Below are 14,703 nucleotides of genomic sequence, written 5' to 3'. Positions count from 1 at the left end.
CACACAATGAGCCGCACATCCCCCCACCAGCACCTCCCCAGCACGGAGTTGAGCCGCCGAGGTCTGCTGAGGACCGCGGGTGGTCTCACCGCGGCCCTAGCGGTCGGTGCCTCCGCCACGGCCCTCACCGGCAGTACCGCGGCGGCGGCCCCGGCGACCTTCACCCACCCGGGCACGCTGCACGCGTACGGCGAACTCAACCGGGCCAAGGTACGGGTCGCCGCGGGGAACGAGCCCTGGCTGTCCGGCTGGAACCGGCTGACCGCCAACTCCCACTCCGCGAGCACCTGGGCCCCCAGGCCGCAGGCCACGATCATCCGCGGCGGCACCGGCGAGAACTACAGCCTCCTGTACAACGACATCCACGCCGCCTACCAGAACGCCCTGCGCTGGAGGATCGCCGGGACCACGGCCCACGGCGACAAGGCCCGCGACATCCTCAACGCCTGGTCGGCCACGCTCACCACGGTCACCGGGAACGCCGACCGTTTCCTGGCCGCCGGGATCTACGGCTACCAGTTCGCGAACGCCGCCGAACTCATGCGCGGCTACAGCGGGTTCGACCTCGAACGGTTCAAGCGGATGATGCTCAACGTCTTCTACCCGCTCAACAACCAGTTCCTGAACGGTCACAACGACGCCTGCATCACCAACTACTGGGCCAACTGGGACCTGTGCAACATGAACTCGGTCCTGGCGATCGGCATTCTCTGCGACGACGCCGCCAAGTACGACCAGGCCGTGAACTACTTCAAGAACGGCGCGGGCAACGGCTCCATCAACCACGCCGTCCCGTTCGTGTACGACTCGGAGGGGCTCGCCCAGTGGCAGGAGAGCGGGCGCGACCAGGGCCACACCATGATGGGCATCGGCCAGATGGGCGCGTTCTGCGAGATGGCCTGGTCGCAGGGCGAGGACCTGTACGGCTACGGCGACAACCGGTTCATGAAGGCCGCCCAGTACGTCGCCAAGTACAACCTCGGACAGGACGTGCCCTTCACGAGGTACACGTGGGGTTCGGGCCAGAACTGCGCCCAGCAGGCGCACACCGTGATCTCGGCCTCGGGCCGGGGCCAGGTCAGGCCGGTGTGGGACATCCTCCACTACCACTACGCCCGCCGGCGCGGGCTGTCCGTCCCGTACATCACCGCCATGGCCGAGAGCGCGCGGCCCGAGGGCGGCGGGGGTGACTACGGCGCCAGCAGCGGAGGCTTCGACCAGCTCGGCTTCGGGACGCTGATGTACGCCAAGTAGGCGCTGCCGCCCGGCACTTGGCGGCGCGGTCCGCCGGTCACCGACGTGTGTCCGGCGGGGGCGCCACCGAAGCCCGTACGACCACGTGCGTGCCCAGGAGGAGGTGTTCGTCGGGGGCGTCCGGGGTGCGGGTCAGGGCTGTGCGGACCGCGAGCCGGCCCAGGTCCTCGTAGGGGACATGGACGGTGGTCAGCGGCGGATTGAGGTCCCGGGCGAAGGGGATGTCGTCGTAGCCGACCAGCGAGACGTCCTCCGGGACCGAGAGCCCCGCCTCGTGCAGGGCGGTCAGCGCTCCCGAGGCGACCATGTCGGTGGAGGCCATGACCGCTGTGAAGTCGAGGCCCTGGGCGAGGGCCTGGCGGACGAGGCGGTGGCCCGAGTCGCGGGTGAAGTCGCCGAAGAGGCGGAGGGCCGGGTCCGGGGTGACGCCGCGGGCCCGGTGGGCCGCGAGGTAGCCCTGCTCGCGGCCCTGGGCCGTGGTGTTGGACGGTTTGCCGCCCAGGAAGAGGACACGGCGGTGGCCCTGGGCGAGGAGATGGGCGCAGAGCGCGTACGCTCCGCTCTCGTTGTCGTACTCGATGACGGTCACCGGCGTCCCCGGGTCCAGGGGCGGACGGCCGCAGAGGACCAGCCGGGAGCCCGCGGACGCCAGGGAGTCCGCGATACGGGCCATGCGTTCGCGGTACTCGGCGGTGTCCGCGGTGCCGCCGACCAGGATCACCGCGGCGGCACGCTGGGCGCGCATCATCTCGATGAACTCCAGCTGGCGTTCGGCGTCGCCGTCCGTGCTGCACACGAGGGACAGATGGCCGAGACGGGTCGCCTCGCGTTCCACGCCGTGTGCCATGTGCGCGAAGGACGGGCCCGTGATGTCGTCCAGGACGAACGCGAGCGTGGGAGTGCCCGCCCCCGCGATGGCCTTGGCGCGGGCGTCCGCCACATAGTCCAGGTCGCGGACCGCCCGCATCACGCGGGTACGGGTCGAGGTGCTGACCGGGTAGTCGCCGCCGAGGACACGCGACACCGTGGACGCCGACACGCCGGCCCGTGCGGCCACGTCCCGGATGGTGCGTCGGCCCGCGACGTCGCCGGTGGTCTTCCTGGTCATGACCCGCCCCCTCTTCTCCGCCCCGGAAGCGACTCGTCCGCCGTCCGGGTACGCCCCACCCCTGGGAAGTGCGGCAACGCTCGTGGCAACCGGTTCCCGGGCCGGAGGCTAGCAGGGGGAACGGCGGACGGGGAGGGGGCGGAATTCAGCAGTCACAGGGAGCGGCATTCCGCTGTCACAGCGAATAGCCTCGCAGCTTTCGGTACAGCGTCGCGCGGGCGATGCCCAACGCCGCCGCGGCCCGTGCCTTGTTGCCGCCGTGGCGGCGCAGCGACTCCAGGATGGCGGTGCGTTCGGCGAGTTCCATCGGGCTCAACTGCCGTGTCGCGGGGCCCTCCCGGACGAGGTCCGGGAGTTCGGTGCGCCGCACCGGGCCTGCCACCTGGCGGTGCTCGGCCAACGCCCGGACGAGATGGGCGAGTTCCGTGATGTTCCCGGGCCACGGATGGCGTTCCATGGCCCGTAGCGCGTCCAGCGTCCAGGTGAGAGGCGGCCGTCCCGGTACGGGCTTCGGCGCCAGCTCGGGGAGCAACTCCCTGATGTCGTCCGGGCGTTCGCGCAGCGCCGGGAGGGTCGCCGATCGGACGGCCAGGGTGTCGAGCAACCGCTGGAGACAGGGACCCGGGGGAGTACCGGGTGTGTAGGTGAGGAGCAGGGGCGCGTCCGGGCGTTCGTCGAGCAGGGAGTTGAGGGCGGCGACGTCGGCCTGGGCGAGGCGCTCGGCATGGCGCAGGAGGAGCGCGCGGTCGCTAGCCAGTGCCGTTGTCCAGCTGCCGGTTTCATCGACCGGGCCCTCCGCCGCGTCCACGACCAGCGGATCCAGATCCCCGCGCGCCCTCAGCAACTCCCTTGCCAGGGCCGTCTTTCCGGTGCCGCGTTCCCCGGTCAGGAGCAGGGGCTCCCGGGAACGGGCCAGCTCCGCGGCCTTCGCCGTCGCGTGACGCCAGGGGACCGAGCGCCCGGCGAGCGCGACACGGGGCTGCTGCGTGTGCGGTCGCACGGCTTCGTCGGTGGGCGGCTCGACCACGGCGACCACACCGATGACGGCGCCCTCGTGGCGTACGGGGGTGACATGCGCCGTGCCCGTGCCGTCGGGGAGTTCGAGGTCGTAGGCGGCGGAACCGTTCCTGCTCCGTGCCGAGTCGTAGGGCTCGGGCGGGCGGGTCGGCTCGGAGCCGCCGTACGCCTCAGAAGGGCCGGCCGGCTCACAGGGGCCGTACGACTCGGAGAGGTCGGTGTCGTCCCGCCCCGGGCCGTTCGCCGCCGCGGTCCGCTCCAACACCGCCACCGCGCCCGGCGACAGCATTCCCGCCGCCGCGTCGCTCAGCAGCCGGTTCTTGCCGTCGAGCGCCACGACCGCCGCCCCCGGCCGCGCGGCGGCCCGCTGGAAGGCGTCGAGCAGCACTCGTTCCGTCGTGCGGGACCGCGCCAGCAGCTCCGCCTCGACGGCCGTCGCCGTGGCCTCGGCGAGGGCGGCGCCCGGATGCGGTGTGCATCCGGTGCACAGGCCGCACGCGACGGTCACCGTGCCCAGGACCTGGCCGTTCTCCGGGGCCAGCACCGGAACGCTGACGGCGGACACGTCCTGCCAGAGGTCGAGGAAGTGCTCGGGGCCGTGCACCTCCGCGCGACGCCGGGTGCGCAGGGCGAGGGCCGCGCTGTTGTGCCCGACCTCCTGCTCGGACATGTCGTGGCACTTCTCGTCGCCGGGCCCGCTCCCGGCCGACCAGAGCACGCGCAGCCGCTCGTCGGTGAGGACGAGGGACGACTGCCCCGAGGCGAGGGCGGGGGCGAGCCGTTCGAGCACGGGCCGCGCGGCGGTCAGCAGGGCCGACTGCACGGGAGGCAGGGGCTCGGCGGGTTCCGTCAGGTCGTGCCGTACGCCGAAGAAGCGGGCACGCCGCCAGGCGGCGACGATCTCGTCCGGTACTCCGTCGGGCAGCGGGCGTCCCGTCAGGAACCGCTCTCGCGCCTGGCGCAGCGGCGTGAGAGCGGGACGGGCGGGGGACTCTTCGGTGGTCGTCACGGCGCCTCCCACCGTACCGGGCATGGTTGAAGAGGTAACAAAGGGGCGCCCCCGCTCTGTTCCGCGCCCCGCGCCGGTGTCCCGTCGGACCCGCACCTGTGCCCTGCCGAACCCGCACCGGTTCCCGCAAACCCGCGTCGGTGTCTCGTAATGAGACACCCGCGTTCCCGCGTATCGCACCATGATCATGAATGGTTGGTGCTGTTCTCATCCCCTGGAGCGTGCCCGTGCACAACGTCGAGCCCGTAGTCGAGACCGACGTACTCATCGTGGGCAGCGGCCCCGCGGGCGCCTCGGCCGCCCTGGCCCTGAGCACCTACGGCGTGCCCAACATCGTGGTCACCCGCTACGCGAGCCTCGCCGACACACCCCGGGCCCACATCACCAACCAGCGCACGATGGAGGTCCTGCGCGACCTCGGTGTCGAGCAGGACGTCGTCGCGCAGGCCACGCCCCAGCACCTGATGGGCAACACCACCTTCTGCACCAGCCTGGCCGGCGAGGAGCTCGGCCGCGTCCGCTCCTGGGGCAACGACCCCCTCGTACAGGCCGCTCACGACCTCGCCAGTCCGACCCGCATGTGCGACATGCCCCAGCACCTCATGGAGCCGGTGCTCGTCGAGACCGCCGTGGCGCGCGGCACCCACCTCCGCTTCAGCACGGTCTACAAGTCGTTCGTCCAGGACGCCGACGGAGTCACGGTCACCGTCGAGGACCGGCTGCGCGGCGACGAGTACACCATCCGCGCCAAGTACCTGATCGGCGCCGACGGGGGCCGCTCCAAGGTCGCCGAGGACGCGGGTCTGCCGATGGGCGGCCAGATGGGCGTGGCCGGCAGCATCAACATCGTCTTCGACGCGGACCTGAGCAAGTACACCGCGCACCGGCCCTCGACGCTGTACTGGGTGCTCGCTCCCGGCGCCACCGTCGGCGGCATCGGCGCGGGCCTCGTCCGCAACGTCCGCCCCTGGAACGAGTGGATGATCGTCTGGGGCTACGACGTGACCGCGGGCGCGCCCGACCTCACCACCCAGTACGCGGAGTCCATCGTCCGCAGACTCGTCGGCGACGACGAGATCCCCGTGACCATCAAGTCCTCCTCGGCATGGACGGTCAACGAGATGTACGCCGAGACGTACTCGAACGGCCGCGTCTTCTGCGCGGGCGACGCCACACACCGCCATCCGCCGTCCAACGGCCTCGGCTCCAACACCTCCGTCCAGGACGCGTACAACCTGGCCTGGAAGCTCAAGCTCGTCCTCGACGGCACCGCCTCGCCCAAGCTCCTCGACACGTACACCGCCGAGCGCGCCCCGGTCGGCAGGCAGATCGTCACCCGCGCCAACAAGTCCATCGGCGAGACCGCGCCGATCTTCGAGGCGCTCGACGGCCTCTCCCCGCAGAGCCCCGAGCAGCTGTGGGCCAACATCGCCGCCCGCAAGGACGCCACCGAGGCCGCCGAGAAGCAGCGCGCCAGACTCCGCGAGGCGATCGCCTTCAAGGTGTACGAGTTCAACGCGCACGGCGTCGATCTAAATCAGCGGTACGTGTCGGACGCGGTCGTCCCCGACGGTACGGAGGATCCCGGGTTCGACCGCGATCCCGAGCTGTACCACCAGCCGTCCTCGCGGCCCGGCGCCAAGCTGCCCCACGCGTGGATCACGGCCGGGGACCGGACCCTGTCCACGCTCGACGCGGCCGGTCGGGGGCGCTTCACCCTGTTCACCGGTATCGGTGGTGAGGGGTGGGTGCGGGCCGCGGAGGCCGTCGGCCTCGATATCGCCACCGCTGTCATCGGACCCGGGCAGCAGTACGAGGATCCGTACGGGGACTGGGCGCGGCTGAGTGAAGTCTCCGACTCGGGGGTGCTGCTGGTGCGGCCCGACGGGTATGTGGCGTTTCGTTACGCGACGGCGGTCGGCGATGCCGAGGAGTTGCTCGGGGGTGCGGTGCGGCGGATTCTCGGTCACGGGTAGCTCTGCGGTTGTGCGGGTGGGCTTCGGGGTGGTGAGCGTCGTCGTGTGGCTGCGGGCTTGTGGGGGCTGGTCGCGCAGTTCCCCGCGCCCCTTGAGTGCGAAGGGCTTGCGTCGCTCACCGGGCGAGGCAGGTTGTGCGGGACAGTGATCGTGGGAATCGGGACACAGTGGATCAGGAGTCGTCATGACCATCGATGCCAGTGAGACCGCGGTCACCGAGGAGGCCGTCGGGAGTCTTGGGGAGGATACCGATCCGCGGTTGCGGGAGTTGCTCACCGGTCTGATCCGTCACCTTCACGACTTCGCGCGGGAGACGCGGCTCACCCAGGAGGAGTGGGAGCGGGCGATCGGGTTCCTGACGGCGACCGGGCAGACGTGCACGGACACCCGGCAGGAGTTCATCCTCCTGTCGGACGTGCTCGGCCTTTCGATGCTGGTGGAGACCCTGAACGCCGACCGCGGCCCCGGCGCCACCGAGTCGACCGTCCTCGGCCCCTTCCACATGACCGAGTCCCCGGTCCGTGAACTCGGCGCCGACATCGACCTGGTGGGCAGCGGCGAACCGTGTGTCGTGAGCGGCCGGGTGCTCTCCCAGGACGGCACCCCGCTGCCCGGCGCGGTCCTCGACGTCTGGCAGGCCGACACCGACGGCTTCTACGACGTGCAGCAGCCTGACCTCCAGCCACCGGGCAACGGCCGCGGGCTGTTCACGGCGGACGCGGCGGGCCGTTTCTGGTTCCGGACCTGCGTGCCGAGCCCGTACCCCATCCCCACCGACGGTCCGGTCGGCGACCTGCTCCGCGCCACCGGCCGGCACGCCTACCGCCCCGCCCACATCCACTTCATCGCCACCGCCGAGGGCCACGCCCCCGTCACCACACACATCTTCGTGGCGGGCAGCGACTACCTCGACTCGGACGCGGTCTTCGCGGTGAAGCACAGCCTGGTCCAGGACTTCGCGGCGACCGACGACCCTTCCCTGGCACGGGAGTTCGGCGTCCCGAACCCCTTCCGGCATGCTCAATTCGACCTCGTACTGACTCCTGGGGCGAAAGCGTGAACTTCTCGTACGAGGCCCAGCCCATGCGGGTCGTCCTCCGGCCCGGCGCCTCGGTGAGTGCGACGGCGGGCGAGGTCCAACGGCTCGGTCTGCGGCGGGTGTTGGTGGTGTCCGGCGCGCGTGGCGCGGATACCGCGCGGGGGGTCGCCGACTCGCTGGGCGAGTTGTGCGCGGGCCTGCACGCCGAAGCCCGGATGCACGTCCCGGTGGAGGTCGCCGACCGTGCCGTCGAGGTGGCTCGCGAGGCGGGCGCCGACGGCTGCGTCGCCGTGGGCGGCGGTTCGTCGATCGGCCTCGGTAAGGCGATCGCGCTGCGCACGGGACTGCCCCTGATCGCCGTGCCCTCCACGTACTCCGGTTCTGAGATGACCTCCGTGTGGGGCCTCACCGAGCACGGCGCGAAGCGTACTGGCCGGGACCCGTCGGTCCTTCCGCGCAGCGTGGTGTACGACCCCGAGCTGACCCTCTCCATGCCCGTGCCCCTCTCCGTCACGAGCGGCGTCAACGCCGTCGCGCACGCCGTCGAGGCGCTGTACGCCCCTGACACCTCGCCCCTCGTCTCCCTGATGGCCGAGGAGGGCGTACGGGCGATGACCTCGGCACTTCCGGAGATCGCTGCCGAGCCCTCGTCCCTGGAGTCCCGAAGCCGCGCCCTCTACGGGGCCTGGCTCTGCGGTTCCTGCCTGGGTGCGACCACCATGGGCCTGCATCACAAGCTCTGCCATGTGCTGGGCGGCACGTTCGGCCTGCCGCACGCCGAGACGCACACGGTCGTCCTGCCGTACGCCCTCGCGTACAACGCGCCCGCCGCTCCCGAGGCGATCGGGGCCCTCGATCGCGCCCTGGACACCGACAACGCCCCGCTCGCTCTGTGGACCCTGTCCGGACAGCTCGGGGCACCTCGCTCCCTCGCTCAACTGGGTCTGGCCGAGGCCGACTTGGCAGTCGCGGCCGAGCAGGTCGCGGGGCAGGCGTACGCCAATCCGCGCGAGGTCACGCACGAGGGCGCGCTCGCCGTGCTGAGGGCGGCGTTCGCGGGGGACGCCCCTCTCGTCGAGTTCTCCATGTCTTGACATACACCTGAAACGATTCTTAGCTGGCTGCGGGCCATCTAGATTCATGAGGCAGGTTCATGGACGTGAATGGCGTGTGTGTGAAGCTCGTCGACCACGGCCTGGAGGCAGCCCGCGCATGACCACCCCCGACAGTCGGATCCGCGAACTGGTCGTCACGCCGATCGCCTTCCGTGACCCGCCGCTCCTCAACTCCAGCGGTGTGCACGAGCCCCTCGCCCTGCGGCTGATCCTCCAACTCGTCCTGGAGGACGGCACGGTGGGCCTCGGCGAGTCGACCGGCGGCGACATCCGTAGCGACCGGCTGCGGGCCGCGGCGCGGGCCGTCGTCGGCATGGACGTCTTCGACACCACCGCCGTCGCCGCCGCGATCGACACCGTCCTGCTGCCCACCGTGCCCAGTTCCCACGAGCGCGGCTGGACCACCTCCGCCGTGGAGGTCGCCTGCCTGGACGCCCAGGGCAAGCTTCTCGGGCGCTCGGTCAGCGACCTGCTGGGCGGCGCGGTCCGTGACGCCGTGCCCTTCGCCGCGTACCTCTTCTACAAGTGGGCCGAACACCCGGCGCTCGACGGCAACCCGGCCGTCGGCGACGAGTGGGGCGAGGCCCTCGACCCGGCGGGCATCGTCGAGCAGGCCCGGCTGATGCAACAGCGCTACGGATTCAGCTCGTTCAAGCTCAAGGGCGGTGTCTTCCCGCCCGACGAGGAGATCGCCGCGATGAAGGCGCTCGCCGAGGCCTTCCCGGGACAGCCACTGCGGCTCGACCCCAACACGGCCTGGACGGTGGAGACTTCGCGGTACGTGGCACGGGAGCTGGACGGCTGCCTGGAGTACCTGGAGGATCCCACCCCCACGATTCCCGGTATGGCGGAAGTAGCGAAGACCTCGCCCATGCCGCTGGCCACCAACATGTGCGTGGTCGCCTGGGAGCACCTGAAGCCGGCCGTCGAGCAGGACGCCATCCAGGTCCTCCTCACCGACCACCACTACTGGGGCGGTCTGCGCCGCACCCGTGAACTCGCCGCCGTCTGTGAGGCGTTCGGCCTCGGTCTGTCCATGCACTCCAACTCGCACCTCGGCATCAGCCTCGCCGCCATGACCCATGTGGCCGCCGCGATCCCGAACCTCGACACCTCCTGCGACACCCACTACCCGTGGAACCTCGCGGACGATGTCGTCGTCCCCGGCGTCCTGGAACTGCGGGACGGCGCGGTCAAGGTCCCCACGGGTCCCGGGCTCGGCGTCGAACTCGACCACGACGCACTGGAACGGCTCCACCGGGTCCATCTCGACTCGGGCACGAAGGGCCGCGACGACACCGGTTACATGCGGCGCGTCCACCCGGAGTACGAGCTCAAGCTCCCTCGGTGGTGACGCCGGCGCGCCCATGAGGCCGTGGGGACACGGGCTCCCATACGCCACAGCCGTGACACGGGCGCCCATAAAACTATCGAAAGAGAAAGCGCTGTCACGCGTCTCGACAACCGTTTGCCCCCGCCTCATTCTTCAACCAGGTTGTGGCATGAGCGCGACAGGAGACCTCCATGATGAAGCGCAGATCGCTGCTGGCGGCGGCGGGCGGCACGCTGCTGGGCAGTGCGCTGGCGACGGGCACCGCCCGCGCCGACGCGACCATCAGTGTCAACCCCGGCACCAGGTACGGGAGTTGGGAAGGCTGGGGCACCTCGCTCGCATGGTGGGCCAATGTGTTCGGCGCGCGGGACGACTTCGCCGACATCTTCTTCACCACCAAGTCCGTGGCGTACGGCGGCAGGACGCTGCCGGGCCTCGGAATGAACATCGCCCGCTACAACCTGGGCGCGTGCAGCCCGAACAGCGTGGGCGGCCAGTCCATGGTCGCCTCGCCCAACATCCCGGCCTTCAAGCAGATCGAGGGCTACTGGCAGGACTGGAACAACGAGGACCCCGCCTCCTCGGCCTGGGACTGGACGGCGGACGCCAACCAGCGCGCCGCCCTGGTGAAGGCCGTCCAACGCGGCGCGGTCACCGAGCTGTTCGCCAACTCGCCCATGTGGTGGATGTGTCTCAACCACAACCCGTCGGGCGCCTCGGGCGGCGGCAACAACCTCCAGTCCTGGAACTACCGGCAGCACGCCTCCCACCTGGCGGCCGTCGCCCTGCGCGCGAAGAACAACTGGGGCGTGAACTTCGCGACCGTCGACCCCTTCAACGAACCCTCGTCCTCCTGGTGGACCGCCACCGGCACCCAGGAGGGCTGCCACATGGACGCCGCCGTCCAGGCCGCCGTCCTCCCGTACATGCGCACCGAACTCGACACGCGAGGCCTGTCCGGCATCAGGATCTCCGCGTCCGACGAGACCAGCTACGACCTGGCCCGTACGACCTGGAACTCCTTCGGGGCATCGACGAAGGCCTTGGTCAGCCAGGTCAACGTGCACGGCTACCAGGGTTCGGGCGGCCGCCGCGACCTCCTCCACACGGATGTCGTGACGACCGCGGGCAAGAAGCTCTGGAACTCCGAGACCGGTGACAGTGACGGCTCCGGCCTCACCCTGGCGAGCAACCTGTGCCTGGACTTCCGCTGGCTGCACCCGACCGCCTGGGTCTACTGGCAGGTGATGGACCCCTCCACCGGCTGGGCGATGATCGCGTACGACGCGAGCACCCTGCAGCCCACCACCGTCCAGACCAAGTACTACGTGATGGCCCAGTTCAGCCGCCACATCCGCCCCGGGATGACCATCCTCGACACCGGCGTCGGCTACGCGGTCGCCGCCCACGACGCCACGCAGAAGCGCCTGGTCATCGTGGCCGTCAACTCCGGTGCCGCACAGACGCTCACCTTCGACCTGTCCCGCTTCACCACGGTCACGGGTGGCAGCGGCGGGCTCGTACGGCGCTGGAACACGCTCACCTCGGGCGGCGGCGACCTCTACACGGCACGCTCGGACACCTACCTCAACGGCAAGAGCCTGAGCGTGCCGTTCGCCGCCGCCTCGGTGCAGACCTTCGAGATCGACGGTGTCACCGTGTGAGGGCGGCCCCTCCTGTACCGGCCGCACCGGTGACCTTCAGGTCGCGCATCCGTCCGATGTTGTCGAACGAGCCGAAGCCCACCCGGCCGGAGGAGAGCGTGGTGTCGACGGCCGTCATCAGGGGCTGTTTCGAGCCGTCGAGATAGACCGCGATCTCACCGGTGCCGGGGCAGTGCACCACCCGCACCTTGTGCCAGGCCGAGTCGGTGACGGCCGGTGGTGCACCGGTGGTGCCGTTCCACTGGTCCTCCAGACGCAGCCGGTCGGCGTCGTTCACGACGAAGATCCCGTTGTGCGGATAGATGGTGTTGTCGGTCGACAGGTGCGCGTAATAGAACTTCGTGTCCGACTGGTGGCCGAACACGATGATCACGTCCCGGTTGGTGACCTCGACGGGCGTGTCGAGACGGACCTGCGCGTCGATCCGTACGGAGCCGAAGGCCGGGGGGCCTGCGGTGAGCAGGGCGTACTCGAAGGGACGTCGGGGACCGGGGCGGGCCACTCCCGCCTCGGCGAGGATCGCCTCGCGGCCCGGGAACCGCCACTTGGACGGCGTGACCGGGGCCCAGTTGTGTCCGGCCATGACGTTGGTGACTTTCGTGCCGTCGGTGTCGCAGGAGGCGAACTTCCGGGTACCGGTCACCTTCCAGATCCTGCCGTTGGCCTTGGAGAGCAGATAGAGCCCGCCGTCGGCGTCCTGCCCGAAGCGGAGGTCGACCCGGCTGTCCCCGGCCAGGTCCTGCAGCGTCACCCGGGTGCCGCTCTCGTCGTACAGCATCAGGTCGTACAGCTTGGCCAGGTCCGTGCCGCCCCGGCGCATGTCCTTGGTGTCGGCGTAGAGGAGCCGGCCGTCGACGAGGTCGCCGAAGACGTACTTGCCGTACAGCTCGGGCAGGTCGCGGTCGCGGAGGACGAAGCCGCCGACGACGGCCCGTCCGACGTCGGAGGTGCAGTTCCAGTCGGCGGGCGGGTCGTGGTCGTAGGCGGCGACGGGATACGTGTAGCCGTACTTCTCGTCGTCGGCGGGCAGCGGCTGGATCTTGGCGCAGGGATCGGTGGCGGCCTTGTCGAAGGCGAAGGCGCCCTCGCGTTCGCTCCAGCCGAGGTTGTCGCCCGCCCTCACCTCGTAGACGGCCTCGATGGCGTGTTCACCGATGTGGCCGAGGTACATCCGGTTGCGGCCGCCGGTGTCCCAGCTGAACCGGTGCGGGTCGCGCATGCCGTACGCGTAGATCTCACCGAGGGCGCCGGGGGTGCCGACGAAGGGGTTGCGGGACGGGATGCCGTACTTGCCGTTGGCGCTGTCGCTGCCCCGCGGGTCGATACGCAGGATCTTGCCGTGCGGCAGGGCCAGGTTCTGCGGCTCACTGTTCCTGGCGCCCTGGCCGCCGTCGCCGACGGCGAGGTAGAGCAGCCCGTAGTCCTTGTCGTGCGGCCGGGCGGTGGGGTTGAAGTCGATCTGCTGGATGCCGTGGACCCGGCCCGCGAAGCCGATGCGGAGGACCTCGCGACGCGTGCCCTCGAAGGTGTCGGCCGAGGGGTCGTCGGCCGTCCACTCGGTGACGATGCCGTGGTACACCGTGTTCGACGCCTGCCGCATGTCGGGCACGGCGGCGGTGGCGGAGGCCAGTTCGGTGTGGACGGTGTAGAAACGGCCGTTCTTCTTGAAGCGCGGGTCGAAGGTGACGAACCCGAAGCCCATGCCGAGACCCTGGCTGCCGAAGAACGCGGGGGAGAAGGTGCCGGCGACGTCGAGATAGACGCGCGGGGTGCCGTTCTCGACGAGATACAGCTTGCCGTTGAGGTCCGGCACGGCCATCCGGCCCGAGCCGTCGGGCAGTTCGCTCAGATAGTTGATACGGGCGTGCCGCACCAGCCGTGGATCGGTGACGGGACCGTCCGGCGGCACGCTCTTCGGGAAGGCGGCGAACTCCTCGACCGTGAGCCCGATGCCGGACGTGGTGGGCCGCTCGGGGACCGGGTCGGTGATCGGTTCGGCCGCGTGGGCCGTGGCACCGGGCAGGGCGACGAGGACGGACAGCAGCAGGGCGAGAACGAGTAACGGTGTCAGGAGGATGGGCCTGGTGGCTGGCATGGGGCTGGGCCCGAGTCTGGGTCTGGGTGTGGGTCTGGTGCCGGGGGATCCGGTCATGGCTGTCACTCCTCTGCGGCCTTGTGCGTGACCAGTCGGTACTGCGCTCGGACCAGCGCGGCGTCCACCGCGCGGTCGAGGAACATCAGGCTGTCCATCCGGCAGTTGCAGGGGTTGCCTTCCCGGGTGTTCTGCGGGAAGCTGCCGCCGATCTTGATGCCTCGCGGATCGGTGGCCGAGGTGCGGTGCGGGCCGGGGCCCGAGAGGTCCCAGGGGTCGCCGGGCACGGTGTAGAAGCCGTCCAGCGGCCTGCCGTTGCGGTAGAGCGCCATCTCGCCGCTGTCGAAGTCGAAGGTCGCGGCGAGGAACACCCACTTGCCGGGCGGCAGCAGGGTCCGCCAGTCCTGGGAGGCCGCGAAGGTCTGGGAGGCGGCCCCGTCGATCCGCCGGCCGAGGGCGACCAGCCGGAGTTCGCCGTTCACGTTGATGAGTTCCAGCAGGGCGCGCACACCATGTCCGTCGGAGTCGCCGGAGAGCACTCCGGCAAGACCGATCGCGCCGTAAAGGTCGTCGGGGGCGGCCGTGTTGGTGTTGGGGCTCGGGTTCTGCCCGGTCATCTTGAACCACCCCATGACGGTGGCTCCGTTGACCCCGTTGAAGGCGTTCAGCGTCGGCACGCCGTACGCGGAGTACACGCCCGCCTTCCAGTCGTCGTTGCCCGCCGCGTCCGGATCGACCTGCCGCACCTGGAGCGAACTCCGGCTGCCGTGGTGCGCGCCGTCCGGTGTCCGCATCCGCGCACCACCGCCCACGAGATCGATGTCGGTGCCGGAGAAGCCCCGGTCGCGTTCCCTGGCGGGATTGCCGCGTACCGGATGCTCGAAGTCGTAGTAGGCGGCGAGGTCGGGTCTGAGCCCCGGATGCACGGCAGTTGGCCGCCGACCGTCGTCGTGTGCCCCGGCCGGTGGCGCCGCCGCCAGGGCCGTGAGGGCTGTCAGGAGAGCGGCGAGGGCCACTCCCGCGTACCGTCTGCGTCTGACCATGTCGCTCGCTCCTTTGCGAGGCGTGTCATGACATCGATGTCCTTGCCTGTCAT

10 protein-coding genes are annotated in these 14,703 nt (G+C 70.4%); 6 read left to right on the top strand and 4 right to left on the bottom strand.

Translation table 11 applies throughout. The features are described 5' to 3' along the window. Positions 1-6: 6 nt before the first annotated feature. Positions 7-1,254 carry an alginate lyase family protein gene (locus ACIBEI_RS02985; RefSeq protein ID WP_398884421.1) on the top strand — a complete coding sequence of 416 codons (1,248 nt, stop codon included), beginning with the start codon at positions 7-9 and terminating at the stop codon, positions 1,252-1,254. Positions 1,255-1,291: 37 nt separating this feature from the next. On the opposite strand, the gene ACIBEI_RS02980 is transcribed toward ACIBEI_RS02985, so the two are convergent. Continuing rightward, a complete protein-coding gene (locus ACIBEI_RS02980; RefSeq protein ID WP_398884419.1) occupies positions 1,292-2,362 on the bottom strand; it encodes a LacI family DNA-binding transcriptional regulator in 1,071 nt (356 codons plus the stop codon). Between the two features lie 175 nt (positions 2,363-2,537). Further along, a complete protein-coding gene (locus ACIBEI_RS02975) occupies positions 2,538-4,388 on the bottom strand; it encodes a helix-turn-helix domain-containing protein (RefSeq protein ID WP_398884417.1) in 1,851 nt (616 codons plus the stop codon). 191 nt (positions 4,389-4,579) lie between these two features. On the opposite strand from ACIBEI_RS02975, the gene ACIBEI_RS02970 reads away from it, so the two are divergent. From ACIBEI_RS02970 to ACIBEI_RS02950, 5 genes are all read left to right on the top strand, one after another. Continuing rightward, entirely contained in the window at positions 4,580-6,364 is a 1,785-nt protein-coding gene (locus ACIBEI_RS02970) for an FAD-dependent oxidoreductase (RefSeq protein WP_398884415.1), read from the top strand. Between the two features lie 184 nt (positions 6,365-6,548). Continuing rightward, positions 6,549-7,424: an intradiol ring-cleavage dioxygenase gene (locus ACIBEI_RS02965; protein ID WP_398884413.1), complete on the top strand. Its 876-nt coding sequence runs from the start codon at positions 6,549-6,551 to the stop codon at positions 7,422-7,424. Between the two features lie 23 nt (positions 7,425-7,447). Further along, a complete protein-coding gene (locus ACIBEI_RS02960; protein ID WP_398885091.1) occupies positions 7,448-8,497 on the top strand; it encodes a maleylacetate reductase in 1,050 nt (349 codons plus the stop codon). Positions 8,498-8,615: 118 nt separating this feature from the next. After that, complete coding sequence (locus tag ACIBEI_RS02955; protein WP_398884411.1) at positions 8,616-9,872, top strand: glucarate dehydratase family protein; 1,257 nt, start codon at positions 8,616-8,618, stop codon at positions 9,870-9,872. 170 nt (positions 9,873-10,042) lie between these two features. Next, positions 10,043-11,515 (top strand): beta-1,6-galactanase, encoded by a 1,473-nt coding sequence (locus ACIBEI_RS02950; protein WP_398884409.1) that lies wholly within the window; start codon positions 10,043-10,045, stop codon positions 11,513-11,515. On the opposite strand, the gene ACIBEI_RS02945 is transcribed toward ACIBEI_RS02950, so the two are convergent. Together ACIBEI_RS02945 and ACIBEI_RS02940 are read right to left on the bottom strand one after the other, a co-directional pair. Next, entirely contained in the window at positions 11,505-13,610 is a 2,106-nt protein-coding gene (locus tag ACIBEI_RS02945) for a PQQ-dependent sugar dehydrogenase (protein ID WP_398884407.1), read from the bottom strand. The two genes, ACIBEI_RS02950 and ACIBEI_RS02945, sit on opposite strands and share 11 nt — an antisense overlap. A gap of 62 nt (positions 13,611-13,672) precedes the next feature. Further along, the gene (locus tag ACIBEI_RS02940; protein WP_398884405.1) at positions 13,673-14,650 is read right to left on the bottom strand and encodes a hypothetical protein; all 978 of its coding nucleotides are present in this window, start codon (positions 14,648-14,650) and stop codon (positions 13,673-13,675) included. Positions 14,651-14,703: the final 53 nt, after the last annotated feature.

The organism is Streptomyces sp. NPDC050988, from assembly GCF_044456225.1.
Lineage (GTDB): Bacteria > Actinomycetota > Actinomycetes > Streptomycetales > Streptomycetaceae > Streptomyces.
Note: the sequence above shows the minus strand (reverse complement) of the source record. Positions and strands in the feature narration are given on the sequence as shown.